Source organism: Magnetospira sp. QH-2 (assembly GCF_000968135.1).
GTDB lineage: Bacteria > Pseudomonadota > Alphaproteobacteria > Rhodospirillales > Magnetospiraceae > Magnetospira.
Genome location: NZ_FO538765.1, coordinates 2339054 through 2364250, shown reverse-complemented (window position 1 = coordinate 2364250; position 25197 = coordinate 2339054). Strand labels below are relative to the sequence as shown.

The window sequence follows — 25197 nt, the reverse complement described above, 5'->3', positions numbered from 1 at the left end:
CCCAGAATCGGGATCAAGATACAGGACGCTGTAGCATTTCGCCACTGATCGTCATACAGGCCAATTTGCCATCCGCGGTGCCGCAAATGGCGGTATGGGTATCACCGCCCCAACAGGTGGCGGTAATCGACCCTTGCCCGGTTGGCCGGGCGATCAGAGCATCTCCTCGCTCGATATCGCCGATCAAAACCGTGCCGCTGTCGTAGCCTCCGATAACAAGGGGTAGATGCGGGTGGACGGCGACCGACGAGACGACGGCGTTGAAGACATAGCCCAGTTCCAGTGGCGGCCTGCCGGATGGCCCCGATCCGTCAAAGGACCAACTGGTCAGCACATCGGCCCCGGCGGCAGCAAGGAAACGCCCGTCATGTGTCCAATCCAATGATCGGATCTTCGCCGGATAACCGCTCATTTTCATGTCCTTGCCGGTCTCGAGATTCCAGCAGTGGAGTTCCTTTTCCTGGGTCGCGGTGACCAGATACCGATTGTTGGGGCTCAGCGTGACACCGGTATGGGAGCCTTTCCAATAGAGCTTGTTGGAGGGCTTGTCGGCCCCAGCGGTCCAAAGGGTGGCCCCATCGTAGTGGGAGGCCGCGACCATGGTTCCATCTGCCGATAGCGCCAAGCCGGAAAGGGTGCTTTGATGAGGCCCGCAAACGCCAACCGCGTTGCCGTCTCGATCGAGAAGATGGATATCACGACCCACGGTGACGGCGATGGTGCCGGTTGCTTCGTGAACCGCCATGTGTTCGACCCATTGATCCTCGAAGTGATGCAGTTCCTCGACACCACCGTCAGGTCGGCTGAACAGCACGCGCCCATCGTCACCGCCCGAAATGAAGCCCTCGCCAAAAGGAGCCAGGGCTGAAACCACCCCTTCGTGGCGACTGATCTCTTTCAACGCGTCCATGCGAGAGATCGGGGCGGCCAATACCCGGCCATCTCCAAGACCAACCGCCACCTTGTTGGATCGCGGACCATGGCAGACCCCATTTACATAGGCGCCGAGGTCGAATTCCTCGGACGTGACATCCGGCGAGACCACCATGGCCCCGGCATCAATGCCGCCTTCGCCGCAGCCGGGATCCTCGCAGCCTGGTTTTACACAGCCTGAGTACATGCCTCGAACTCCTTCTGCAGAAGCGATCCGTCCAGATCGCGCCCGATCAGCACCAGGCGGCTGTTGCGTTCGTCGTCGCCCCAGGGGGCACTCCAGTCGCTGTCCATGACCATGTGAACGCCTTGGAATACATAGCGGTTTTCTTGACCTTCCAGGGATAAGATCCCCTTGGAGCGGAAAATATCGGTGCCCCGGGTCATGATCAGGTTGCGGATCCATGCGGAGAATTTCTCGGCCACCACGGGAGCCCGGGCGGTCAGGGAGACGCTGGAAATGCTGTCGTCGTGATCATGGTCTTCCTCTTCCAGGAATCCCGGGTCCACTTCCAAGGCCCGTTGCAGGTCGAAGGCGCCCTGATCCATGACCATGTCCAGCGGGACGGCGGACTTTTCCGTCTCGATGATTTTTGCGAAGCGGTTCAGTTCGCGGACCCGTTTGTGCACAGCCGCCAGCCCGGCGGCATCCACCAGGTCCACCTTGTTGAGCAAGATCAGATCGGCGAAAGCCACCTGTTCCTCGGCTTCGTGGGAATCATCCACCCGGTCGAGGAAATGGGCGGCGTCCACCAGGGTCACCACTGAATCAAGGGCGAGTTCGTCCTTGATATCTTCGTCGACGAAGAAGGTCTGCACCACGGGCGCCGGGTCGGCCAGGCCGGTGGTTTCGATGAGCATGCCATCAAATTGGTCTGGTCGTTTCAAAAGATTGCCAATGATGCGAATCAGATCCCCGCGCACGGTGCAACAGATGCACCCGTTATTCATCTCGAATACTTCCTCGTCGGCACCGATTACCAGTTCGTTGTCGATGCCTTCCTCGCCGAACTCGTTGACGATGACAGCGTATTTCTTGCCGTGGTTTTCGGTGAGGATCCGGTTGAGAAGCGTGGTTTTACCGGCACCCAGGTAGCCGGTGAGCAGGGTCACGGGGACTTTCGACATGGCGCGCAATCTCCTTTGACTGTTGCCGATGATCGGGAATAGGGGGCCGGCGGGCGCCGTTACCCGCCGGTTTCGGTTTTTAGTGTCTTAGTAGCGCTTGTAGGGCAGGAATTTGCCGTTCAGCATCACAATGACTCGATCGCCTTTCGGATCTTCCTCGCGGGAAATATCCATGGAGAAATCGATGGCCGACATGATGCCGTCGCCGAATTCTTCCTCGATCAGCGCCTTGATGGTCGGACCATAAACCTGAATGATTTCGTAGAAACGGTACACCAGGGCGTCGGTGGGCACCGACTGGCCCAACCCACCGCGATAGGGGCAGGTGGTCAGCCATTTGGCTTCCTCGTCGGTCAGGTCGAAGATCTTGGCCGCCGTGGCCGCCTCTTCCTCGTTCATCTGCATCTGGCCCAGCAGGCCGGTGGTGGCCCATTCCTTGGACTGGCCAATTTCCTTGGCGACATCGGCCCATTTGAGGTCTTTGGCCAATTTGGTGGCAATAATCTTCTCCGTCACATCCAAGCGATTCATTTTCGGGCTCTCCTGTGGTTGTCTTGGTGATTGAAAAAGCGTTAGGCCGCCCCGCGGATCGGCGGTTCCGGCTCTCGCGTGGGCCGGGCGATGGGCGGGTGCTTGGGGTCGTAGTCGCTGGCCGCCAGTTCGTCCTTGAACTGCTTGGAACGGTTGACCAGGAACTCGATCAGATGGTTGCGCATGGGGTAGTAGTTGGCCTGCTTGTGCATGTCATGCTTGGTGCGATTGCGCGGCAGGGTGTTCTCAACGATTTCGCAGACCTGGGCTTCCGGACCGTTGGTCATCAGCACGATGCGGTCGGCGAGCAAAATGGCTTCGTCGATGTCATGGGTGATCATGAACACCGTCTGTTTGGTTTCCTGGCAGATGCTCAGCAATTCTTGTTGCAAAGAGCCTCGGGTCAGGGCGTCCAGGGCGCTGAAAGGTTCGTCCATCAGCAGGATTTGCGGCTGGATGGCAAAGGCCCGGGCGATGCCCACGCGCTGTTTCATGCCGCCGGACAGTTGGGCCGGTTTCTTGTCCTCGGCGCCGCTCAAATGCACCATGTCCAGGTACTTCTGGCAGTGGAGGCGGATTTTTTCCTTGTTCCACTTGGGCCAACGGGACTTTACCGCGAAGGCGATATTGCCCAGGGCCGTCATCCAAGGCATGAGTGCATGGCTTTGGAATACGACGGCTCGATCCAGCGAAGTGCCGCTGATTTCCTGGCCGTTGACCACCACGCCCCCGGCGCTGGCTTCGTCGAGCCCGGCGAGGATGTTGAGTAAGGTGGTCTTGCCGCAGCCGGAATGGCCGATCAGACAGACGAACTCGCCTTCCTGGACATGGAAATAGAGATCCTTGAACACCGAGACGTCGGCGCCCTTGCCGTCGGGGGCGGGAAAGCGGCGTTCCAGGCCTTCGATACTGATTTTCGGGGCGGGCAGGGTCATGGATCGATCTCCGCTCTCGGGTTATTCGGTGTAGGTGATGAACTTGGCGATGGTGGCGAGGATCAGATCCAGCACCATGCCGAACACGCCGATGAAGAAGATGGCGCTGATGACGCTGGTGATGGACAGGTTGTTCCACTCGTTCCAGACGAAGTAGCCGATGCCCGTACCGCCCACCAACATCTCGGCGGCGACGATGACCAGCCAGGCAATGCCGATGGAGATGCGCATGCCGGTCATGATGGTCGGCGCGGCAGCGGGCAGGATGACGAACAGCGCCGTGCGCAGGCGTCCGACCTCCAAGGTGCGAGCCACATTCAGCCACTCCTTGCGCACAGAGGCCACGCCGAAGGCGGTATTGACCAGCATGGGCCAGACCGAACAGATAAAAATAACAAAAATGGAGGAGATGCCGGAATCTTGGATGGTGTAAAGGGCCAGCGGCATCCAGGCCAAGGGCGAGATGGGCTTCATGATCTGGATGAACGGATCCAGCGCCCGATGGAACATCGGCGACATGCCGATCAAAAAGCCCAGGGGAATGGCCAGGATGGCGGCAAAGAAGAAGCCGACCAGCACCCGGGCCAGAGAATAGGCCAACTGAATGCCGATGCCTTTGTCGTTGGGGCCGTTGTCGTAGAAGGGATCGGAAACATGCTCCCAGATGGCGCCGCCGACCTCCAGGGGGCCCGGTATGGACGAGCCCCCCTTCGTGCCGCCGGTGAAACCCATCATTTCGGCATACTCGGGGTCCATTCCCTCCGGGATGGTCTGCTCGGGGGCCAGCACCGCCACATGCCAGACGATGGCAAAGACGGAAAACAGGGCGATCGAGAGGACAAAGGCCCGAAGTCGTGGTGAAATAGTCATCGGAATGAACTCCTTTCTGCCGAAATCACGCGGTTTTATCCGCGCTTGATGGCGAAGCTATCCACATAGGCCTCGGGCTTCGACGGATCGAATTCCTTACCCATGATGGTGTGCTTGTCGTAGGTCTTGTCAGGCGGCGTCTGACCCATGGAGGTCATCAGCTTCTGAGCATCGGTGGCCAGATAGACCTGCTCGGCCACGCCCTTGTAGTCCACGTCGCCCTTGACGTAGCCCCACCGCTTCATCTGCGTCATGATCCAGATACCCATGGAATGCCAGGGGAACGGATCGAAATCGATGCGGTCGGGATCGTTGCGGACCTTGCCCAGACCGTCGGCGAAACGACCGGTCAGAACCTGCTTCACCACCGTTTCCGGCTGATTCAGATAGTTCTTGGGCGAAATGGCCTTGGCGATCTCGGCACGGTTGGCCTTGTTGGACGAATAGGCCGTCGCTTCGAGAATCGACTTGAACAACGCCAGGAAGGTGTTCGGCGCTTCCTTGATGAACTTTTCGCTCGAGGCGAATGCACAGCAGGGATGGCCGGACCAGATTTCCTTGGTCAGGGCATGCAGGAAGCCAACGCCATCGTAGACCGCCCGCTGGTTGAACGGATCGGGCGACAGGTAGCCGTCGACGTTTCCAGCCCGCAGGTTGGCGACCATCTCTGGCGGCGGCAGCACGCGGATCTGGATGTCCTTGTCCGGGTCCAGGCCATGTTCCGCCACGTAGTAGCGCAGCAGGAAGTTGTGCATGGAGTATTCAAAGGGCACGGCGAACTTGAAGCCCTTCCACATCTTCGGATCGCGCTTGTCCTTGTGCTTGTTGGCCAAGGTGATGGCCTGTCCGTTGATGTTTTCGATGGCCGGCATGGTCCAAGGATGAGCCGTGGAACCGGCACCCATGGTGATGGACAGGGGCATCGGGGTCAGCATGTGGGCCGCGTCGTATTCCCCGGAAAGGGATTTATCGCGGGCCACCGCCCAACCGGCGGTCTTGATGACGTCCACGTCCAGGCCGTACTTCTTATAGAAGCCCATGGGGTGCGCCATGATGATCGGCGTGGCACAGGTGATGGGCACGAAGCCGACGTTGAGATGCTTCTTTTCCAGCGGGCCGCCCTTAAGATTGTCGAGCACCGCCGCCTTGGCTTCCTGCAACGGGAAGAACTGGGAAATAGCCGCTGCGGCGGTTCCGGCGCCCACCGCCTGCAAGAAAGTGCGGCGTTGCATGTCGTTGCCGAAGATGCCGTTGAGCACGGCGGATTCCACCGCCCGCTCCATGACCGCTTCCTGGTCGAGCATATCGGGTTCATCGTCGTCGATGGCGCTATCGGCCATCATCGGCGTGTTGATCGCGGTTTCGGCTTCCGGTTCAATGGTCTCGCAGGCAAACCGGGATTCCGATTGGCCGCTCATGGCCATCTGGTGTTCGAGCAGCGATTTATGCTGCCCACAGGGACAACCGGCCCAAAGGACCTTGTCCGGATCAAAGGGATTGGCAAAAGCTCCCATAATGTACTCCGTCTGTCTTCACATGCGGCGCGGAATCCCTCTACGAGTGGAATCCATCACCACGGTGCGAGGCCGACGTTGGCCTGCTGGGAACCTCGAGACCGCCATTAGCCCGTCGGTTTTTAATGGACGTTCGATCCCCGTCCTTGGGGATCTCGCGCGGAATTAGTTCACCAGTTCATGGGCCTCGATCACCGTTTTGGCGAGAGCGGCCAGCCGCATGTCGCGGTTCATGGCCGTGCTGCGCATGAAGGCATAAGCTTCTTCTTCGTCCAGGGCCTTGGTCTTCATGATGATGCCCTTGGCTCGTTCAATCATTTTGCGTTCGGCCAGCGCCGTGGTCGCCTTGGCCAGTTCGCCCCTCAATTCCTGGGCTTCCGAATAATGGGCAAAGGCCAGATCAATGGCCGAATGCACCCGATTGGCATTGACGCCCACCAAGACATAAGAATTGACTCCGGCAGCCACTGCGGCCCGCATGGTTGCCGTTGTCCCATCTTCGCTGAACATGAGAATGGGGCGGGGCAGGGTCGCGCGAATGTCGCTGATGACTTTAAATTCAGGTTCGGCCGGCTTTGGATGGGCGAAGACCAACAAATCCGGCTCGGTCGTCTGGATCATTTCGATGACCTTGGCGGGATCGTCCAACCGCACGGCCAATCCGTATCCGGCATCAAGCAACACTTTTTCGAGCTGAGCCCCACGCTCCTCCCCCTTGGCGCAGAGAAGGACGTTCAAACCAACGGGGGTTTTCAATGTGAGTGTCACGGTGGGCTCTGCCTATTGTTGCCGTAATTATTGGCTCTCGTTCCATGTTTGACGATAGATAGCAAATGGCATGCCATACGGTAGTATGTTGCAAAATAAAGAGTAATTATTTCCGGTGTTGGAAAATGCCTGTTCAATGAGCTTTGTTGTGCCCCAAAAGATGTATGTGGCTAAAAATTAGGCATTAGCCGTTCGGTGGGCCTGATTTGTGTGTTGAGGAGGCAGCGATCACGATGTAAGTGCACTTTGAATGGGCGGTTCAGTCGAGACTCCGCTCAATCAGTGTTCGCCCAAACGGATGACGATCCGTTTAAACGGTCCATCCAGGACAATCCGTGCTGCCTCCCAGGTGGGCGGGGCCAGATTAACCGGCGCTTGATTGGAGAACGCATAGGGCTCTAACGGCAGGCCAAGGAAATTGCGGTCCAGGCGATCATTGTCGTTGATATCGTGATAGGCCGAGACGGCATAGGTTCCTGGAGCCAGACCTTCGAAACGGGCGACGGCCTGGTCCCCGTCAATGGCAACGGCCTGGTCGATCAATGCCTTTTCCAAAAAACTTTTGGCGTCGGTGAATAGCGCCACGACGACCCGGCCTTCGGTATTTTCCATTTTTTCCACGCGCACTTCCAAAATCATGGCGTCATCTGCCTGCACGCCGCTTGCTGTCAGACCCAACAGCGCCATAAGGCTAAAGCATTTTTTCAACATCTTCGGCCGGTATCGGTTTGCTGATGAAATAACCCTGCACCTCTTCGCAGTCATTGGTGCGCAGGAAGCTGAGTTGGTCTTCCGTTTCTACCCCTTCGGCGATGACGTTGAGGTTCATGCTATGGGCCATGGAAAGGATGGCGGTGACGATAGCCTCGTCGTCCGAGGCTATGGCCAGACCGTGGATGAAGGATTTGTCGATTTTCAAGGAATGCAGCGGGAAGCGCTTCAAATAGCTGAGCGATGAATAGCCCGTACCGAAGTCATCAATGGAGATCCTCAGGCCACGGGATTTAAGGCCATCGATGACGGCAATGGTTCGTTCCACATCGGCCATGGCGATGCTTTCGGTAATTTCCAGTTCCAAAGCGCTACTGGGCAGGTGCAATTCTGTCAGAATTCCTTCGATCTTTTCCGTTAGTAAAGGGTCTTCGAATTGACGGGCGGATAGATTGACGGCGATGGTCAGATCTTCATTGAGCTTGGTTCGCCAATTTTTGATCCGCGTGCAGGCCGTTTTCAATACCCATTCGCCCAAGGGAACGATCAGGCCTGTTTCTTCGGCCAGGGGTATAAACTCGATTGGTGAAATCATGCCCTTAGTGGGGTGATTCCAACGGACCAGAGCCTCGAAGCCAATAATCCGATTATTCTCCAAGGCGATTTTCGGTTGGTAGTGGAGAGCCAATTGGTCCTGATCGATGGCGGTCCGCAGATCCGCTTCCAGGGCAATGCGGCGACCGGTGTTATCGTTCATCTCATTGGTGAAGAAGCGATAGGTCCCGCGTCCGGCCTGCTTGGCTTGATACATGGCCACGTCAGCGTTCTTCATCAGGGTTTCGTCGTCGGCTCCATCCTCCGGGAACAAGGCGATGCCAATGCTGGCGCCGATGAACAGGTCTTGTTCGCGGATATGGAACGGCTTGGTCAAAACTCCGATGATATCGTCCGCCAGGGTGCCCAGATCCACGCTGTCTCCGGGGTCGCGCAGGATGACGGTGAATTCGTCACCGCCCAGGCGGGCCACCGTATCGCTCTTGCGTAGGCATCCTTTGATCCGTTGCGCCACCGCGATCAACACTTCGTCGCCAACATCGTGGCCCAAGTTGTCATTGATATTCTTGAAACGGTCCAGGTCGATGAACATCAGCGCCAAAGGATGGGTATCCCGCCGGGCCATCTCCAAGCCCTGGGTCAGGCGATCTCGGAACAAGGCCCGGTTGGGCAGCTTTGTCAGTGGGTCGAAAAAGGCCAGCCGCTCGAGCTTCCGTTCGGTGGATTTCTGAGCGCTGATATCCGTGAAAATGCCCACATAATTGCTCACATGACCATCATCATCTCTGATGGCGTTTATACCAAGCCATTTGGGGAAGATTTCTCCACTGGCACGCCGGTCCCAGATTTCGCCTTCCCAACGGCCCGTCGCATTGAGAGTGGTCCACATATCGGCGTAAAAGGCCGCGTCATGACGTCCCGATTTGGCCATGCTCGGATTGCGCCCCAGAATGTCTTTGCGGTGATATCCGGTGACTTTCTCGTAGGCCGGGTTGATATCAATGATCTGTCCGGACGGGTTGGTGATCACGACCGCTTCGCCGGCTTTTTGAATGATCTCATGGGCCAGTTGCAGCTTTTCCTCGGTCTCTTTGCGTTGCGTGATATCAGAAGAGACGGCCATATAGCCTTCCACCAGATCGTCGCGGTCGCCCAGTCGGGTAATGGTCAGCCGCGCGGGAAAAGTCCCACCACCGCGCCGTACCAGATGACATTCGGTTTCGTCGACGCGGCCCCGGTCCGCGACAAAGGTGAGGGCGTCGAAGGGTGACGCAATGGTTTGCCCGCGCTCACGGCTCAACGTTTCCGATTTTTTGACCAAGTCCTCATGGCGATGCAGCACCAGGACCGATCGTTTGCCGATCATATCCGGTGCCCTATATCCAAACATGCGCTCGGCTGTCGGATTGAAGGACATGATGGTGCCCAAGGGATCCATGGTGACGATGGCATAGGTGGCGCTTTCGAGGATGGCCGATTGCAAGGCCGAAACCTTACGCAGTTCCATTGTGGCCGTCTTCTTGTCTTGGAGCTCTTTGTTCAGTGCCTGTGTCCGTGCCTCGACCAGACTTTGCAGGTGCTGGCGGGCTAATTGGGTTTCTCGGGCCATTTCATCAAACCGGCGGCCCAGGCTCTGCAATTCAACCACATGTGATTTGAGGCTGGCTGATTCAACCGATTCTCCATTGATGATCCGGGCTGTCATTTGTTCGATTTTGAGCAGCGGTTGGACCAGGGTCCGGCGTCCTACCCAAAAGGTGATCAAACCGATTGCCGCCACCAAGAGACTGCCGACGAAGATCAAATTGACCGCCAGCTCTTGCTGTTCACGGCGGATCTGGCTCAAATCTGAGGTATACCGAATTTGGACTCCTAACTGGGGCAGTCCTCGTCCAATGGTCTTCCCCATTGCTTGCCAAGAGTCCGAAAACAGGGTTTTGCTGTCTTGAAGGATTTCCAGCTTTCCATGCCCGGTGGAGAACATCCGCGCGCTCAAGAACCCCATGCGGTCCATGGGAATTTCGGCGATCAGAACACCTTCGGTGCTGCCACGCCATGATATGGAGGCACCGAGCCATAAGGCGCTTTTCCCCCCAGGGAACCATGAAAAGCGGGCTAATGTGGGGCTGTCGCTTTCCAAAAGCGCCGTGAGGATCTCTTTGGGGGGCTGCCTGGGGGCGGCCGCCGTGTCATGGATTGGCATGGCTTCAAAATCAAACAGCATCAGCCGAACCCTTTGCCCGGCCAAACGTGAACTCTCCAAATGATCGACCGCGTTGGGGAGGCCGGTTTCCTGCTGCATGACTCCCTGCAAGAGAAGCGGGGAGTGAGCGATGTCGCGGAGCATGTCGGTTCGGGTTCTCACGAACTCGTGGATCCCGGCAATCGATGTTTCTGTTTGGGAAAGGGTCAAACGGGCCGCATGTTGTTCAAACGCACCGCCAAAACTTTTCAGTGTCACCAGACCCAGTACGCCGCCGATCACCAACATGCCGCCGATGGAAATCAGGCCCAGTAACCAACCAATGGGGATTTTTTTTCGGATCAAGGCCCTTGAACCCCGGTCAACCGCCGATCAGCGCTGTGGATCATCACCGAGGCTCCATCAGAATGCGGCCTTGTTCATCGTATCGAGCCATGACGTAGTCTTCGCGGCCCAAGGCTTCGTGGCCATCGGAATTCTCCGGGGACCAGGGACTGAAGGGTTTTTCATAGGTCTTGATCAGCCCGCGCACCGGCTTCCTCAAATCCAGCAGGGCTTCGCGCAGGTTTTGTCGATCCGTCGCCAGGTCTCCGGTCAGCTTGGCCTGTTTTGCCGCGGCAATCAGGAGCATGGTCAGGTCGTGGGCATGGATAAAGGCGGCCGGGGGCCGAATGTCCTCGGCCTTGGCGATCAACTCGGGAAACATCTGGCGGGTGACGTTCAGCACGTCACCTGCATGAGCGATGTTTGGCTGCCATAGGAACGAGAAACGGCTTTGAATGAACTCCATGTCCAAGCTGTTGAGAGCCTCCGGGCCGATCTTTCCCGCAAATCCGCCACTGCTGCATCCCCAATGGCTTTGGAAAGGACGTCGGAGCGAGGGCTCCAGTTCCATCGCGGCCTGCGCGAAGACAACGCATTCAGCCGGATTGGTGACCAGGAGAATGGCATCCGCCCCCCGATTGGTGGCCTGTCTCAAGAGGATTTTCGCCGCCGGTTTCGAGATGCCCCAATTGGACCAAAGAACCTGAAATTGCTCAACCTTTAGCTCCCTGGCCATGGCCGACATGTTTTTGTTGTTGAAACGGCCCCAACCGGTGTCCTCGGCAATCAAGACCAGGTTTTTAAAGCCTCGGTTCTTAACCGCGTGCTCGACGATGACACGTCCGGCGACCGCATCATCCACTGAGAGTCGGAAGATCCAATTGGGTTCCGGGCTTCGGGTGATGGGACCGGCAGCGGCCCAGGGGTCTAACGTGAGGATCTCGTTGGTATTGATGAATTGCTTGTTGGCCAGCAAGGGAGGGGAATGGAGGCCGGTAAACACGGCCAAGGCTCGGTCATCGGCGAGAATGGTTTTCTGGTTTTTCAAATGGCGCTTGGTATTGGCGCGATGGTCGATGCGGCGGATTTCCATGGGAAACCCGCTGATCTTATTATCAATGGCCCTCAGCGCGGTCTTGATTCCCCATTCGATTGCCCGGCTCGAAGGCAGCGAATGGGTCCAATCCGCATCGATGTAGATATGGTACGGGGCGGGGGTCTCCGCCTTGGCCCGCCAGGCAATCGGTAACACCATCTGAAACATCAGCAGGGTGATCAGACAGGAGCGCCATCGCCGACCGGACACACCTGGGTTGCGGACCATTGTCACGTCTCCTCCAAATTTGACCATCCGGGTCCAGTGGATACTTTTGACATGTTTTTAGGTTGGAATGCGGGGCAGAACCCGCCATGAAAAACCCGGAGCAACGGACCCGGAATTTTGGCCCATAAATTCGGCAAAGAACACATTTTAATGTGAAATCAATGGGTTTTAGCCACTCATCCAAGGAAAGGCGAGTGTTTTGACATGTCCTGGTTGATCTGGAGCGGCGCTCATACCGTTTTCGGTAAGACAGGGAACCCTACTTGGTCCCGCCTGAATCATTCAAAGGGGCCTGGGATACTTGAACCACCGGGTGGCACTCATACTCATAAGTGAACGGGCTTCCCGAGGCGACGAAGTTGTCGGCTCTTTTCATGCCTGCGATCATGGCGGCATTGATGCGGCATTGCTCTTCGGATTTGTAGTTTGTCGGCGGCATGACGTAATGGCAGATCGGATTGCTGCATGCGATCACGATCAACGAAAAGAACAAATCCATTCACAAATGCCTCATGCCCTGAATGAGAAGGTTTTCTTACAAAAATGTTACAGGAAGATGACAATTGAGAAAAGTTACAATTCGCATGATGGAGAAATGGCGCGAATTCCAGGCATGTTTTGTTGATTGTCGGTGGGGTCTTGATCGATGAAAAGCAGGTGGCTTAACCATTGAAATCTGGTGGCGTGATGCCGATTATAGGACCTGTTCCAAGACAGGGCCGGAGTCCGTTCAAGGACAGGGGATCCGGCCGATATATAGGAGGAAACAGAAAATGGGTTACGCGGACGTGGAAAAGACTGCCAATGGCTATCTGGTCGATACCGCCGATTGGAGTGAAGACATGGCACGGGAGATCGCCGAGGCGGAGAGCCTGGGGGAATTGACCGAGCGCCATTGGGATTTGATCCGTTTCCTGCGCGAAGAGTACTTTGACAACAATGGCAATCAGCCGAACGAGCGCGCCATGGTCAAGGCCATGTCGGCGGCCTGGGGTGAAAAGATCTCGGCCAAGGATCTCTTTACGCTGTTCCCCATGCAGCCATCAAAACAGGGGACCAAGGTCGCCGGGCTGCCGGAAACCAAGCGCAAGGGTGGGTATTGAGTTCCACCCATATCGCATTGAAGAGCCCCGGGAGATAATTGTTTCCCGGGGCTTTTTCTGTCTCGGGCCTATTTTTCATCCTGATTATGTATTATGATGGTTATCCCGAATTGGTCGTGTGGGAATGGGAGGGGCAGCCCGTGAACTTAGGTGACAATATCGAATATGTCCGCCTGGGGGCGAGTGGGTTGAAGGTATCCCGGCTGTGCCTGGGGACCATGATGTTCGGTGGTCCGACCGAGGCTGATGATTGCAACTGGATCATGAGCTCGGCCCGCGACGTGGGGGTCAATTTCGTCGATACGGCGGATATCTATCAAAATGGCCGCAGCGAAGAGGTTCTGGCGGACCTGATCGCTGCGGACCGGGACTCATGGGTTCTGGCCTCCAAGACCGGCAGCCCCATGGGCAAGGGCCCCAATCAGGGGGGGCTGGGACGCAAGTGGATGATCGAAGGGGTCGAGGGCAGCCTGCGCCGTCTGCATACGGACACCATCGACCTGCTGTATCTCCATCGCGACGACGAAGCCGTACCGGTGGAGGAGGTGGTGCTGACCTTGGCGGGCCTGATCCAAAGCGGAAAGATCCGCTATTGGGGCATGAGCAATTTCAAGGCTTGGCGCATCGCTGACTATGTGGCCACGGCCCAGCGATTGGGCGTGCCGGGTCCGGTGGCCGTGCAACCGCTGTACAATATCCTCAATCGGCAAGCCGAGGTGGAGACCCTACCGGCCAGTCTCTATCATGGTCTGGGCGTGGTGCCTTACAGCCCCTTGGCCCGGGGTGTCCTCAGCGGCAAGTACGAACCCGGTGGGACGCCGCCGGCGGACTCCCGCGCCGGGCGGCAGGACCGCCGCATCCTGCAAACGGAATACCGGCCCGAGTCCCTAGTGTTAGCGCAACAACTCAGCGAGCATGCCGTGGCCCGGGGCATGACTCCGGCCCAATTCGCCTTCAATTGGGTGCTGAACAACCGCCTGGTGGCTTCCGCCATTGCCGGTCCCCGCACCTTCGACCAATGGACCGAGTACCTGGGCGCCCTGGCCCATGTGCTGGCCCCAGAGGACGAGGCCATCGTCGACGGCCTAGTGCCACCCGGCCATGCCTCCACCCCAGGATACACGGACCCAGCCTACCCGGTGCGGGGACGGCTGGCGCGGGGGTAGGGGGGCTGATGAGGTACCCTTGTCGTCGCAACCTGCTATTTTGTGGAGTGTCACCGAAATATTCGTAGTCTCTGCTCGGCCCCTTGAGCAAGGGGCCCGTTTAAAACCGCAATGTGTTGAGGATATCAGGTTGTTTTCTGAGGTTAATACGCAAAAAATTCCCCAGGGCGTTTTCGGCCTCCAATTGTTGGCGTTCAACAAACATCAGTTCGTCATCAATCCACAGCCAGTTTTCTGTCCCAAACGGCAGGGCCTCGGTTTTTAACGTTGTCCAGCGCACGGGCTGAATACGCTCAATCAAATTAATGTGAAGTAACCCATGGAAGGCCTTACGGGCACCATCGAGGGTTCCATTATTCGTCCTTGTGGACAGCCAATAGGCCTCATGCTTGTCTACAATATGCCTCAGAAAAATCTCCGCACCCACTGACAATCCACCCTGACGAGTGAGTAAAACACCATCGATATCTAGAAACATCTTCATGATTTTCTCCCACCGCCGTGAAGGTGTGGTTATTTGTCAGATTTGGAAATTCTCTTGCTAGAATCAGGACTGCCCATTTGGACCAGGCCGTGTTTCGCCAATATTATCCTCATCGATAAAATCGGCTCTAATAATCATCGTGTCGATGTATCGGGCTGTTGAGCCATCTTTAGAGTGTCAACAACGGGGCCGTGACCAAATTCTTGTGCAAGATCAAGAGGTGTTCTTCCATTCTTGTCTTGGGCATGGATATCGGCCTGCTTTTCGATAAGCAAATTGATAAGAACCAAACTTCCCATATGCGCGGCAAAATGCAGTGGCGTATACCCTGATCGGTTGGTTGCGTTGATGTGCGCGCCATTGGTCACAAGCAACGCGACCATATCGAGAGCCGTACGACGTCCTCGAAAAATAGCAATATGAAGAGGCGTAAAGCCGTCAAAAACTTCGGCATTCACGTCAGCGCTGTTCTCCACCACCGATGTGTTGACGTCCGCCCCCTTGGAAATCAAATATTCCGCAATTTTAAGATGGCCACCTCCAGCGGCAAAATAGAGCGGTGTTTGACCGTTTTTTCCCTTGGCGTGAATATCCGCACCCTGGTCAATCAGCAGCTTGGCAATGGGGGTCCGTCCGCGAATGATCGCCCAGTGAAGTGGGGTCAGGCCGCTTTGATCCACGGTACTAAGGTCTTCTCCGTTCGAAATAAGAGCCTTCACCTGCGCGATATCCTTGCGTTCAACAGCCTCGTGAAGGGTGTCGGCACTCACCATGAACAAGCAAAAGGTTGAGAACGAACCAATGAGAAATAGCTGAGCGAAAAGAAATTTGAACATGCGTGACTCCGACGCCAATGGATGGGGGTGCTCGATGTTTAAATATGATATTGGTAAAAATATGGTGATATGCTGCCGGTCCAAATTGATGGCCTGAATAGGTTTTAAGTTTTTGAGAGAAGGAGGCAAACCATTTTGCGATATGGAGTTCATGGGCTAGCTATGATGGTCCTGTTGTTTGGACAGACCTATGCCTTGGCTGGAGGTGTCGCTGCCCCGACCCTGGACACAGCCATTCGCGATGCCGTGGCTCACTATTACGAGTTGCCACTTGAGCAAGTTCAGAACGATACAAGCCTCTATAAGGTAGCGGAGGCCTCCACTCAATTGGGTATGGACTTTCGCATCCTGGGGGTCCGGGATTCTCTTGAAAAAACCGTAAATTGCCGCATAGCCGATGGCGTTTTCGAGACGATCCGGACGGTGGGGGACCTCCTGAAAGCCGCACACGAAACCTGTGCGCGCCCCTAGTGCGTGTCGGGTCCAATTGGACCCATCGGACAGGCGCGACCTTATGGGAAACGATCACGTCAGGTCCGGCGGGCCATACTTTTGACAAAACCGGGACCCTCAGTGCGCGCTGCCTACAGAAACATTTTCATGACACGTATTCGGGAGCAATTCACCCTCTTGCAAATCCCAAGGCGGCCGAAATACAAAACCTTATGGGATCGCATTTTCCTGACCATTGAAATCTGGCCATATTTTTATTTTAATTACGCCACAAAAGCCCGCCAGGAAGAAGATATTGCGGAGCTGGTTAAAATCGTGGACACTCAGAATTTCAAGAATTATCTCTTAATTATACTTGATATTCATTACATCGCGTCCATTCTCAGCCTCGGGATACTGGAAATATGGACAGACAAAACATATCGGAGTCATTTTGAGCATATGCACAGGGGCGCTTGGGCTGTCATGGATGCACAAGCTGAAACGCCCAAGGAGTTGATCGACAGAGCGCTCAATGAACTCATGTATGACGACGTGACTTACCATTGGAGCCGCTCAGCAATGTTGGGTTCGCAACAAACATTTTGTAGCGTTAAACCTTTTCTATCCGCGATCCGGAAGAGACTTTAGGCCTTTAAACACCGTGGGTGACTGGTTCATGTGCAAGAGATGGGAGCCACGTTTAGTCGTACACGAGCAAGGGCCCTGAACGCCGAGAGGCGAACTTTTCACAACACGGTCGACACACAATGGCGGGGACTTCACATCAAGCGATACAAATGAAAGTTGGTTATGCCCTTTGTGAAATGTGTTTTCGTGTCGATGATTTTCCTTCTGATGACACTCCCGCTAAAGGCGGCAGAAACAACATTGTGCCAGTCAGATGAAGGGACCGTCCAAGCCCATCCATCAATGGAAGGTGGAACCCGCCCGCGTGTCACGGTTACATTTTCCAATGGTGAACACTGCACGGCCCAAGCCGATGGGTGGTCGGCAACACGGCCGGGTGATCAAAGTATAGAAAGCTTTTTTATCGTGTTCCGGTCTTCCGCGTGCGCGTTCTATATGAAGGGGTGGTTGGGTTCACTCCATACACGAGACACTTATCACATCACGGTCGGCGGGGGATCTGGCTCAGAAGAAATCAACTTTCAATGCATTGTTCGCCGACACGCACCTGGGCAGTCAATCTATCAAATGTTAACGGGCGTCAAGCTCCCAAATACGCCTCGAACTCCTGGTCCACGCCGCCGCCATCCAGGGCCGTGACCATGTTCCCGAGGTTCTTGTCCCCTATTTTCCAAGTGATCCCGATCATTCATGCCGCAAGAAGGATAATTTTCTATATGAACTGATATGGTGAGCAAATGATGCCGCGGCATGTATGGCCCACCCGGAGGGTGAATCAAAACGGGGCGGACTTCGGGGCGATTTTGATCGCCGCCTTATGCTGGAGTTTCACGGCATGGAAAAAGGATGTTGGAGCAGATTAGTTCCAATCCCTGCAACAAAGACCATTCCCATGAATGGTTGAGGCCATAGAAATAGTGCCAAAAACAGGAGGAATATGGGAGCCTTGATCTATTCTCTATTGAAATATGTAGTTTGACACCTAATCAAAACGGTTTAAATCATGTGGTGTCTAGAGATGCTCTAAAAAATACAGGCGGAAACCATGAAACTAAAATTGCTTACATTTTCCTTGGCCATGATGCTGGCCGCCAATTTTTCTCAGGCAGAAGAATTAGAAAAAGAGCAAATAAAGACTATCGCGCATGCTTTGACAATTACCCAGAAGGAATTAAAAGAGAAATGTGAATCGTCGGACAGCGCTAGCCAGGCAATATGCTCTTTTCAGATGGGGTCTGTAATTTATCTAATAAAATATTCTAACGATAAAAGAGGGCGGGATTCTTCCTGCGAAGATGTGGAGCTAACAAAAGATCAGATGAAAAATCTATCATTAAAGTACTTTGAAGATAACCCAATTCAAAAAGGATGGCCAGCAAAGCTATTTCTCGTCACATACTACAAGAATGTATACCCTTGCTTGTAGCATTGTCTCATTAATTGTACAGAGAGGGTAATCACCTGACAGTAGCCGCTCCGGGGCTTGGATAGTTTATGCGGCTTTTTTCGATTTTTCCTCCTTTGAGTTTATGACCAATGGAGTCAGATTAAATTGATAACTGGGCACCCCTGTTACGACACCCTTGGCCATTCTGGCGGGCAAAGACGAAAGGCGTATCAGGGTCTTTTTAAGGAAGGCATTCCGGATCGAGCGCTGGAGGAGATCCGGTTGAACACCAACAAAGGCTGGGTACTCGGCGGTGATCGCTTCAAGGGTGAAATCAAAAAAATGACGGACAGGCGTATAGAGCCAATTCCCAGAGGTGAGGATCTGAGGTCAAAAAAATATCGGGAGGCGGCAAATGCCTAAATCGATTTACTCTGACCCCTTTGATTGAAAAAATGACGGACAGGCGTATAGAGCCAATTCCCAGAGGTGAGGATCTGAGGTCAAAAAAATATCGGGAGGCGGCAAATGCCTAAATCGATTTACTCTGACCCCTTTGATTGTGACCCCTTTGATTGCTCGGCCCAATTCGCCTTCAATTGGGTGTTGAACAACCGCCTGGTGGCTTCCGCCATTGCCGGTCCCCGCACCTTCGACCAATGGACCGAGTACCTGGGCGCCCTGGCCCATGTGCTGGCCCCAGAGGACGAGGCCATCGTCGACGGCCTGGTCGCGCCCGGCCATGCCTCCACCCCAGGATACACGGACCCAGCCTACCCGGTGCGGGGACGGCTGGCGCGGGGGTAGGGGGGTGCTTGAAGGCAGGGCATGGAAAGGTCGGACTGCCGATAATTAGTGGAGTGTCACCGTAACCCCAACTTCCTCGCCATGGTCAAACTGGCCGCCATCCGCGTCTGGCTCAGATCAATTGAGTCCACGGCCTAGAGCATTTCCCAGAAAGATTGAATCACAAGGGATTCCCTTTGAGGCGGATTTGTGATTCAAGCTAAGGGCTGGAGAAGGAGGCCAGCCCTTATGACGCGACCTCTCTCGAACGATTTGCGCAGGCGTGTGGTTGAAGCCGTTGACAGTGGCATGACGCGGCGGGCGGCGGCCCGCCGTTACGGTGTCGGCGAGGCAACGGCGATCCGCTGGGTGGCCCGTTGGCGGCGCACCGGAAGCTGGGAGCCGGAGAAGATGGGCAGTCGGTCTCCGCGCAGCCCGTTGGAAGGCCTTTACGAAGAGATCCTGGCGCTTGTGGAAGCCCGACCGGATGTGACGCTTTCCGAGGTTGTCGAGCACCTGCGGGTCAACCACGGTGTCGAGACGTCGACCAGCGCGGTGGACCGGTTTTTCGTTCGCCACGAGGTGACATTCAAAAAAAGACGGCGCATGCCGCCGAACAGGAACGACCAGACGTAAAGCAACGCAGATTGGCTTGGTTCGACGGGCAGCCGGACCTCGATCCGGAGCGCCTGGTGTTCATCGACGAGACCGGGGTATCGACCAAGATGGCCCGGTTGCGCGGTCGGTCGGCGCGGGGGGAGCGTTGCCGGGCACCGATCCCGCACGGCCACTGGAAGACGACGACCTTCGTTGGGGCGTTGCGCCTCTCGGGCATCACCGCGCCGATGACCCTGGACGGCGCCATGACCGGAGTGGCCTTCGAGGCCTATGTGACGCAGGCCCTGGTGCCGACGCTCCGGCGCGGCGACATCGTCATTCTGGACAACCTGCCCGCCCACAAACCGAGCGCCATCCGCGAGGCCATCGAACAGGCCGGAGCCCATTTGCTGTTCCTGCCGCCCTATAGCCCGGACTTCAACCCGATCGAGATGGCGTTCTCCAAGATCAAGGCTCTCCTCAAAAAGACCGCCGCCCGGAAACTCGAAGACCTCTGGGATGCCGTCGCCTCGGCCATCGACGCCATCACACTCGCAGAGGCGCGAAACTTCTTCTCCGCTGCTGGTTATGAACCAGAGTAAGTGGGAAACGCTCTAGCATTAAAGGTGCTCATAATTGTATTAATCACAATTCTCTAGATAGGACAAATTTGCCAAATCTCACGAAGACTGATATAAATATCAAGGCTGCTGGATTCAAATTACAAGCGCAACACCGATTGATTTGGCGAATGCCTCGATTGGCGTGAGGAAACCGAGGCATTTTCGGGGCGTTGTGTTGTAGGTCCATGTGATGTCCTCGATGTCTTGATCGGAGAATTTGATGAGGCGAATGTGCCTGGGCAGGCTGCGGCGCAGGACGCCGTTGGCGTTCTCAATGGAGCCGCGCTGCCAGGGGGAATGGGGATCGCAAAAGAAGGCGCGCACAGGCAGGCTCTTGTGGTCGTAGAACTCGCCGCCGTTGTCCAGGGTGACGGTTTTCCGGGCCCGTTTGGGCGCCCGATTGAGCAAACCGGCCAGCGCCTCGGCGGTGGTGCGGGCGGTTTTGTCTGGAAGGGGCGCGGTGAGCAGCAGCCGAGACCGCCGCTCGATACAGGTGAGCAGACAGGCCCGTTGCTTGCGGAAATGCACCAGATCGGCCTCCCAATGGCCCGGCTCGGCGCGCAGATGGGCCTTGGTCGGGCGCATATGGATCGGCATCCGGTCGGGGATCGGCGGATCGCGCCGCCCTTTTCGGGCCCGTCGTCCGCGACGGGATTTGGCCTGCGGCAACAGGCGGTGGAGCTTCCGCCGCCGCCCGTGGGGCCCGTAGATCCAGGCATAGATTGTCTCGGCGCTGACGGTATGCTCTGATCCTTCGAGCTTGAGCCTTCCGGCGATCTGCTCCGGGCTCTGTTCCATAGCAAGCGCATCCAGGATGTGGGTTTTCAGAGGGCTCAAGCGCTCGATTTTCGGCAGGCGGCGTTTGCGCGCCCAGGCCATGCGCTCGGCCATGGCCGGCTTGTATCCGGCCCGGGGCAGCGCGTTGCGCTTCAATTCCCGGCCAATGGTCGAGGCCGAGCGGCCCATCAGCCGCCCAATGGCCCGTTGAGATTTACCGTCTGCATGCAGACGGTAAATCTCGCATCTTTCGTCCAAGCTGACGTGTGCATATCTCTGTCCCATAGCGTTCCCAGCATACCTGGGTGGTGCACTTGGGGTCTGAATCTAGGGCTTTCTTAGCAGCTTATAGTTGCTAGACAAGATAATTTGGACTGGGGATACTATATTTGTTTTTCAAATCACATATCATTGCCATAGGGGTGCTGATTGCAGCTCTTTTTATAGAGCCGTCTATCGCAATCGGTAGTAATTCCAGTATTTCCCTCACTCAGACGGAACAAGATTGGATCAAACAGAATCCAACAATCAAAATCGCCAATGAAACAGACTGGCCACCCTTTGATTATGTGCGTAATGGCCAGCCTTATGGTTTTTCAATTGATATGATCCAAAAGGCAGCAGAAATTGCTGGGCTTAATATCGAATTTGTTAATGGTCTTACGTGGCCAGATCTTATCAAAGAATTTCATGCTGGGAATATTGATGTTCTCCCTGCTGTGTATTTCACGCCTGAACGTAGCGAAACAATGCTATTCACAGATGGCTATGCGGTCAACCCTGCTGCGTTGGTGCTTCACAAAGATCGTACAGAATTAAACAACCTTGATGATCTTCGAGGTCTTAGCCTTGCCGCAATTGCCGATACATCTTTTGATCACCTGATAAAGGAACGTTATCCAAACATTACTCGCACCCATGTAGATGGTGCTCTTGATGGAATGACTGCCGTATCGTTTGGGAATGCAGACGGTTTTATTGAAAGTCTCAGCGTTGTAACCGTTTTATTGGAAGAAAATCTACTTTCCAACTTAAAGGTAGTGGCTGCTACGGGACTTCATCGTGATGATGAAAATACACTCCGCATGGCGGTTAAAAAAATAGATGAACCTCTACGCGATATCTTACAAAAGAGCCTTAAAGCCATCGATGATGGAGCAAGGAATAAGCTATTCCAAACCCATTTCGCTTCCAATGGTGCCCTTTATGAAATCCGTAACACGGGGCAAACAAAGATCAACTTTTCTGAGAAAGAAAAACAGTGGTTAAGAGCCCACCCAGTTGTGACTTATAGTGAAGTAAACTGGAAGCCTATGTCCATTATTGAAAACGGAACAATGACTGGGGTTATGGGTGATTATCTAAGCATTATCTCTGAGGAAACAGGCATTCGCTTCGACTTTGTTGCAGCAGACTCATGGCCTGATGTATTGAAAAAATTTGGTGAGCAAAAACTTGATATCGTTCCCGGTGTTGGTAACTCAGCCAATGAAAGAGCATTGGGACTAATTTCAGATGCCTATTCAAGATACCCCCTTGTTATCGTTGGACGCAACAATGCCAACTTTGTCAATGGTCCCGAAGACCTTGAAGGTATGACGCTCGCTATACCAAAATTTTATACAAGCTACAATTACATCAAAGAGAATTTCCCCGAGTTGAACGTTCGCGCAACCACAAGCATTGAAAAAGCACTCTCTCTTGTTTCCTCAGGTGAAGCTGATGTCTTTATCGGACATAAGCTTGTCTCTATCTACAACATGGAGGCCCTTTACTTGCGGAACCTAAAGATTATCGGTATTACTGAATTTGAATTTAGACATAGTATTTTGGTTCAAAATTCAGACCCAGAACTTCTTTCTATTCTCAACAAAGTGATTGCGCGCATCGACGTTAAAACAAAGAAAAAAATCTATGATGATTGGGTGAAAATTAGTATTGAGCAAGCCGTCGATTACATATTTTTATCTAAAATCGGTGCAGGCATATTGGCCTTCTTATTGGTCATGGTTTATTGGAACCGAAAACTTGGACGCGAGATTGCAGAAAGAAAAAAAGTCGAGGCAGCCTTAGGCTCAGGACCCATAAAAGGGATTCCCAATAGTCGGTGGACATGATTCCCTTCCCTGGAATTTTAGGGAGGGGAAAGCCGATGCAGAGCCATCATTTCTGGTTGTCCGACAAACAATTCGAACGCCTTCAACCGTTGCTGCCGAACAAAACAAGAGGCGTCCCGCGCGTCGATGACCGGCGGGTGATCAGCGGCATCATCCATGTTCTTCGCCACGGCTTGATGTGGCGTGACGCGCCCGTCGCCTATGGACCGCACAAGACCCTGTACAACCGCTTCGTCCGTTGGAGCGAGGCCGGAGTGTTCGACCGGATCTTCGCCACCCTGGCCGCCGAAAGCACGGCCACCCATACGGTGATGATCGACGCCACCCATCTCAGAGGCTGGCTGAAAAAGAGTTGAGTGGAATCAGTCACTTGTGATTCTATCGTTGTGACCAAACAATGAAGGAGACACAAGATGTGGACCGAGACCACTCGTCCCAAGTATGAGCGCAACAACAGCCGGTATGCAAGCGACCTGACACAAGAGGAATGGGAATGGATCGAGCCGCATTTACCCGAGGCGAACCGATTGGGTCGGCCACGCGAGACGGATTTGCGGGAGGTTGTCAATGCGTTGCTCTATATCGCGGCGAGTGGATGTCAGTGGCGACTGTTGCCGAAATGCTTTCCGCCCTATTCGACGGTACAGGGATATTTTTACGATTGGCGCGACGACGGTCGGTGGGCGACGATCAATCATCATCTTGTCATGGCGGCACGCGAGGCGATGGGCAGGGAGGCCTCCCCAAGTGCCGGAGTGATCGACAGCCAGAGCGTGAAAACCACGGAGAGCGGCGGCCCCCGGGGCTTTGACGCAGGCAAGAAGATCAAAGGCCGGAAGCGTCACATCGTCACCGATACCGAAGGCTTCATGGTTGCCGTCATGGTGCACGAGGCGGATATCCAGGATCGCGACGGTGCTCCCGGGATCCTCGCCTCCTTTCGCAGCCGCCTCCCTTGGCTACGCCATGTCTTCGCTGACGGAGGCTATGCTGGACAAAAGCTGCGCGGCGCGCTGGAAAAGATCGGACAATGGACCATTGAAGTGATCAAGCGCTCCGATGCGGCAAACGGTTTCGAGGTTCTACCCCGGCGCTGGGTCGTGGAGCGTACCTTCGCTTGGCTCGGTCGGTGTCGTAGACTGGCCAAGGATTTCGAGGCGACCATCGAAAGCGCCGTCGCTTGGATTACCATCGCCAGTATACGCCAGCTCACCCGGCGTCTAGCAAGAGATTGAACTCGAAAGCTTCTTTCTGAGTCCGACTCTCAAGGCCCACAGGACGGCGGCGAGCCTGCTCAAAAAGGGGCTGTTCCCCGCCGTATCGGGCGCACCAAGGGCGGCCTGAATTCGAAACTGCATGCCGCCTGCGATGCCGATGGAAAGCCCCTGATCCTGCTGCTGACCGAAGGACAAGTCAGCGACTATCGCGGCGCCGACACCATGCTCCCTGCATTCCCTGATGCCGACGACCTGATCGCCGACAGGGGATACGACAGCGACCGTTTCCGCCAGGCCCTGCTTGATCTCGGCATCGAGCCCTGCATTCCAGGTCGCTCGAACCGCAAAGAGGAAATCCTTTACGATAAAGCCCTCTACAAGCAGCGAAACTTGATCGAGCGCATGTTCGGTCGGCTCAAGGACTGGCGGCGTATCGCCACCCGCTACGACCGTTGCGCCCATACCTTCATGAGCGCAATCTGCATCGCCGCAACCGTCATCTTCTGGTTATGAGTCCTGAGCCTAGCAGAAAAGGAAGCTTATTTGCGCATTGCCATGGAAAATATGCCGGGTGGAATTTGCTATACGAATGAGAATATGGACGTGGTTGTTTCAAACAAACGCTTCGCTGAAATGTTGGGGCTTCCTGCTGATTTACTTAACCCGAATTATTCATGAGTCTCCCTGGCATCGCAACGGCCACGGGCCCTCGGCCGTTGCGATGCCAGGGAGACTCATGAATAATTCGGGTTAGGTGTTTGTTACCTACCTAATGAAAGCGAGAAATTCTTTTTTTCTGGTGCAAAGTTCGATTTGTTCGAAATCAATAATGGCAAAACCCAAATAACAAAGGGAACCAAGAAAGGCATTGGCTATCGCAGCATTCCTCATGATCAAAAGTATGATATCCATGAGATTAGCATCACTCAAGATCAAGCTTTTTATATGACTTCTGATGGCATCCTTGATCAAATTGGCGGACCAAAACGTCTTGGCTTTGGTAAAAAAAGGTTGATGAATTTGTTGGTTGAAATACAAGGCAAATCTATGAGTGATCAAATGACGACCATCAATCAAGCTTTGTTAGAATACCAAGGTGATGAAAGTCGACGTGACGATATATCTGTTATTGGGTTTAAGCTGTAGTTTTTTGTCACATTGATAGTAACAATATTCAAAGAATGCCAATTTTATTGAGTTATATCGGGTTGCGGTGGTTACGGTT

General features: G+C 54.8%; 26 protein-coding genes and 2 pseudogenes. 14 read left to right on the top strand and 14 right to left on the bottom strand.

The window, feature by feature from the left end:
* Window positions 1–13: 13 nt before the first annotated feature.
* The 11 genes from MGMAQ_RS11180 to MGMAQ_RS11130 all read right to left on the bottom strand — a co-directional run bounded on the left by MGMAQ_RS11180 (window position 14) and on the right by MGMAQ_RS11130 (window position 12295).
* Window positions 14–1120 (bottom strand): WD40 repeat domain-containing protein, encoded by a 1107-nt coding sequence (locus MGMAQ_RS11180; protein WP_052716336.1) that lies wholly within the window; start codon window positions 1118–1120, stop codon window positions 14–16.
* Window positions 1102–2061: a GTP-binding protein gene (locus MGMAQ_RS11175; protein ID WP_046021605.1), complete on the bottom strand. Its 960-nt coding sequence runs from the start codon at window positions 2059–2061 to the stop codon at window positions 1102–1104. The genes MGMAQ_RS11180 and MGMAQ_RS11175 overlap by 19 nt, the downstream gene beginning before the upstream one ends.
* Before the next feature lie 87 nt (window positions 2062–2148).
* Entirely contained in the window at window positions 2149–2592 is a 444-nt protein-coding gene (gene cynS, locus MGMAQ_RS11170) for a cyanase (protein WP_046021604.1), read from the bottom strand.
* Between the two features lie 41 nt (window positions 2593–2633).
* Window positions 2634–3527: an ABC transporter ATP-binding protein gene (locus tag MGMAQ_RS11165; protein WP_046021603.1), complete on the bottom strand. Its 894-nt coding sequence runs from the start codon at window positions 3525–3527 to the stop codon at window positions 2634–2636.
* Between the two features lie 21 nt (window positions 3528–3548).
* Complete coding sequence (ntrB, locus tag MGMAQ_RS11160) at window positions 3549–4397, bottom strand: nitrate ABC transporter permease (RefSeq protein ID WP_046021602.1); 849 nt, start codon at window positions 4395–4397, stop codon at window positions 3549–3551.
* Window positions 4398–4432: 35 nt separating this feature from the next.
* Complete coding sequence (locus MGMAQ_RS11155; RefSeq protein WP_198409113.1) at window positions 4433–5911, bottom strand: CmpA/NrtA family ABC transporter substrate-binding protein; 1479 nt, start codon at window positions 5909–5911, stop codon at window positions 4433–4435.
* A 165-nt stretch (window positions 5912–6076) separates the two neighbouring features.
* Window positions 6077–6649 (bottom strand): ANTAR domain-containing response regulator, encoded by a 573-nt coding sequence (locus tag MGMAQ_RS11150; RefSeq protein ID WP_046021601.1) that lies wholly within the window; start codon window positions 6647–6649, stop codon window positions 6077–6079.
* A gap of 309 nt (window positions 6650–6958) precedes the next feature.
* Window positions 6959–7366, bottom strand: a complete 408-nt coding sequence (locus MGMAQ_RS11145) for a DUF2141 domain-containing protein (protein WP_052716335.1) — start codon at window positions 7364–7366, stop codon at window positions 6959–6961.
* Between the two features lie 4 nt (window positions 7367–7370).
* Window positions 7371–10493 carry a bifunctional diguanylate cyclase/phosphodiesterase gene (locus tag MGMAQ_RS19625; RefSeq protein ID WP_052716334.1) on the bottom strand — a complete coding sequence of 1041 codons (3123 nt, stop codon included), beginning with the start codon at window positions 10491–10493 and terminating at the stop codon, window positions 7371–7373.
* Window positions 10494–10536: 43 nt separating this feature from the next.
* On the bottom strand, window positions 10537–11796 hold the full coding sequence (locus tag MGMAQ_RS11135) for an ABC transporter substrate-binding protein (RefSeq protein WP_052716333.1): 1260 nt from the start codon (window positions 11794–11796) through the stop codon (window positions 10537–10539).
* Between the two features lie 259 nt (window positions 11797–12055).
* Entirely contained in the window at window positions 12056–12295 is a 240-nt protein-coding gene (locus MGMAQ_RS11130; RefSeq protein ID WP_046021600.1) for a hypothetical protein, read from the bottom strand.
* Between the two features lie 274 nt (window positions 12296–12569).
* Between MGMAQ_RS11130 and MGMAQ_RS11125 the strand changes: the two genes are divergently transcribed.
* Together MGMAQ_RS11125 and MGMAQ_RS11120 are read left to right on the top strand one after the other, a co-directional pair.
* Window positions 12570–12899, top strand: a complete 330-nt coding sequence (locus tag MGMAQ_RS11125) for a TusE/DsrC/DsvC family sulfur relay protein (RefSeq protein ID WP_046021599.1) — start codon at window positions 12570–12572, stop codon at window positions 12897–12899.
* Between the two features lie 140 nt (window positions 12900–13039).
* Window positions 13040–14065, top strand: coding sequence for an aldo/keto reductase (locus tag MGMAQ_RS11120; RefSeq protein WP_252508622.1), 1026 nt, complete (start codon window positions 13040–13042; stop codon window positions 14063–14065).
* A 100-nt stretch (window positions 14066–14165) separates the two neighbouring features.
* On the opposite strand, the gene MGMAQ_RS11115 is transcribed toward MGMAQ_RS11120, so the two are convergent.
* Together MGMAQ_RS11115 and MGMAQ_RS11110 are read right to left on the bottom strand one after the other, a co-directional pair.
* A complete protein-coding gene (locus MGMAQ_RS11115; RefSeq protein ID WP_046021598.1) occupies window positions 14166–14549 on the bottom strand; it encodes a hypothetical protein in 384 nt (127 codons plus the stop codon).
* A gap of 134 nt (window positions 14550–14683) precedes the next feature.
* Window positions 14684–15538 carry an ankyrin repeat domain-containing protein gene (locus MGMAQ_RS11110; RefSeq protein WP_082085391.1) on the bottom strand — a complete coding sequence of 285 codons (855 nt, stop codon included), beginning with the start codon at window positions 15536–15538 and terminating at the stop codon, window positions 14684–14686.
* Window positions 15539–15547: 9 nt separating this feature from the next.
* On the opposite strand from MGMAQ_RS11110, the gene MGMAQ_RS11105 reads away from it, so the two are divergent.
* The 6 genes from MGMAQ_RS11105 to MGMAQ_RS20405 all read left to right on the top strand — a co-directional run bounded on the left by MGMAQ_RS11105 (window position 15548) and on the right by MGMAQ_RS20405 (window position 19840).
* Window positions 15548–15856, top strand: coding sequence for a hypothetical protein (locus MGMAQ_RS11105; protein WP_046021596.1), 309 nt, complete (start codon window positions 15548–15550; stop codon window positions 15854–15856).
* A 129-nt stretch (window positions 15857–15985) separates the two neighbouring features.
* Window positions 15986–16468, top strand: coding sequence for a hypothetical protein (locus tag MGMAQ_RS11100; protein ID WP_046021595.1), 483 nt, complete (start codon window positions 15986–15988; stop codon window positions 16466–16468).
* 1045 nt (window positions 16469–17513) lie between these two features.
* Window positions 17514–17894 (top strand): Rap1a/Tai family immunity protein, encoded by a 381-nt coding sequence (locus MGMAQ_RS11095; protein WP_046021594.1) that lies wholly within the window; start codon window positions 17514–17516, stop codon window positions 17892–17894.
* 243 nt (window positions 17895–18137) lie between these two features.
* Window positions 18138–18278: a hypothetical protein gene (locus MGMAQ_RS21060; RefSeq protein ID WP_158498837.1), complete on the top strand. Its 141-nt coding sequence runs from the start codon at window positions 18138–18140 to the stop codon at window positions 18276–18278.
* Window positions 18279–18383: 105 nt separating this feature from the next.
* A complete protein-coding gene (locus MGMAQ_RS11085; RefSeq protein ID WP_046021593.1) occupies window positions 18384–18662 on the top strand; it encodes an aldo/keto reductase in 279 nt (92 codons plus the stop codon).
* A gap of 228 nt (window positions 18663–18890) precedes the next feature.
* Window positions 18891–19840, top strand: a protein-coding gene (locus MGMAQ_RS20405) for an IS630 family transposase (RefSeq protein ID WP_252508621.1) whose coding sequence is annotated in 2 segments (ribosomal slippage) — window positions 18891–19233 and window positions 19233–19840 — 951 coding nt in all. Because the reading frame shifts where the segments join, the coding sequence is not laid out codon by codon here.
* Between the two features lie 114 nt (window positions 19841–19954).
* On the opposite strand, the gene MGMAQ_RS11070 is transcribed toward MGMAQ_RS20405, so the two are convergent.
* Entirely contained in the window at window positions 19955–20923 is a 969-nt protein-coding gene (locus tag MGMAQ_RS11070; protein ID WP_052716331.1) for an IS30 family transposase, read from the bottom strand.
* Between the two features lie 104 nt (window positions 20924–21027).
* On the opposite strand from MGMAQ_RS11070, the gene MGMAQ_RS11065 reads away from it, so the two are divergent.
* The 6 genes and pseudogenes from MGMAQ_RS11065 to MGMAQ_RS20385 all read left to right on the top strand — a co-directional run bounded on the left by MGMAQ_RS11065 (window position 21028) and on the right by MGMAQ_RS20385 (window position 25118).
* Complete coding sequence (locus MGMAQ_RS11065) at window positions 21028–22755, top strand: transporter substrate-binding domain-containing protein (RefSeq protein ID WP_046021592.1); 1728 nt, start codon at window positions 21028–21030, stop codon at window positions 22753–22755.
* Window positions 22756–22790: 35 nt separating this feature from the next.
* Window positions 22791–23090 (top strand): annotated as a pseudogene (locus tag MGMAQ_RS11060) (transposase); the annotation flags it as partial.
* Between the two features lie 78 nt (window positions 23091–23168).
* Window positions 23169–23990: an IS5 family transposase gene (locus MGMAQ_RS11055; protein ID WP_046020182.1), complete on the top strand. Its 822-nt coding sequence runs from the start codon at window positions 23169–23171 to the stop codon at window positions 23988–23990.
* A 28-nt stretch (window positions 23991–24018) separates the two neighbouring features.
* Window positions 24019–24485, top strand: a pseudogene (locus MGMAQ_RS20395) (IS5 family transposase); the annotation flags it as partial.
* 30 nt (window positions 24486–24515) lie between these two features.
* The gene (locus MGMAQ_RS20390) at window positions 24516–24650 is read left to right on the top strand and encodes a PAS-domain containing protein (protein ID WP_082085387.1); all 135 of its coding nucleotides are present in this window, start codon (window positions 24516–24518) and stop codon (window positions 24648–24650) included.
* 135 nt (window positions 24651–24785) lie between these two features.
* The gene (locus MGMAQ_RS20385) at window positions 24786–25118 is read left to right on the top strand and encodes a PP2C family protein-serine/threonine phosphatase (RefSeq protein ID WP_082085386.1); all 333 of its coding nucleotides are present in this window, start codon (window positions 24786–24788) and stop codon (window positions 25116–25118) included.
* Window positions 25119–25197: the final 79 nt, after the last annotated feature.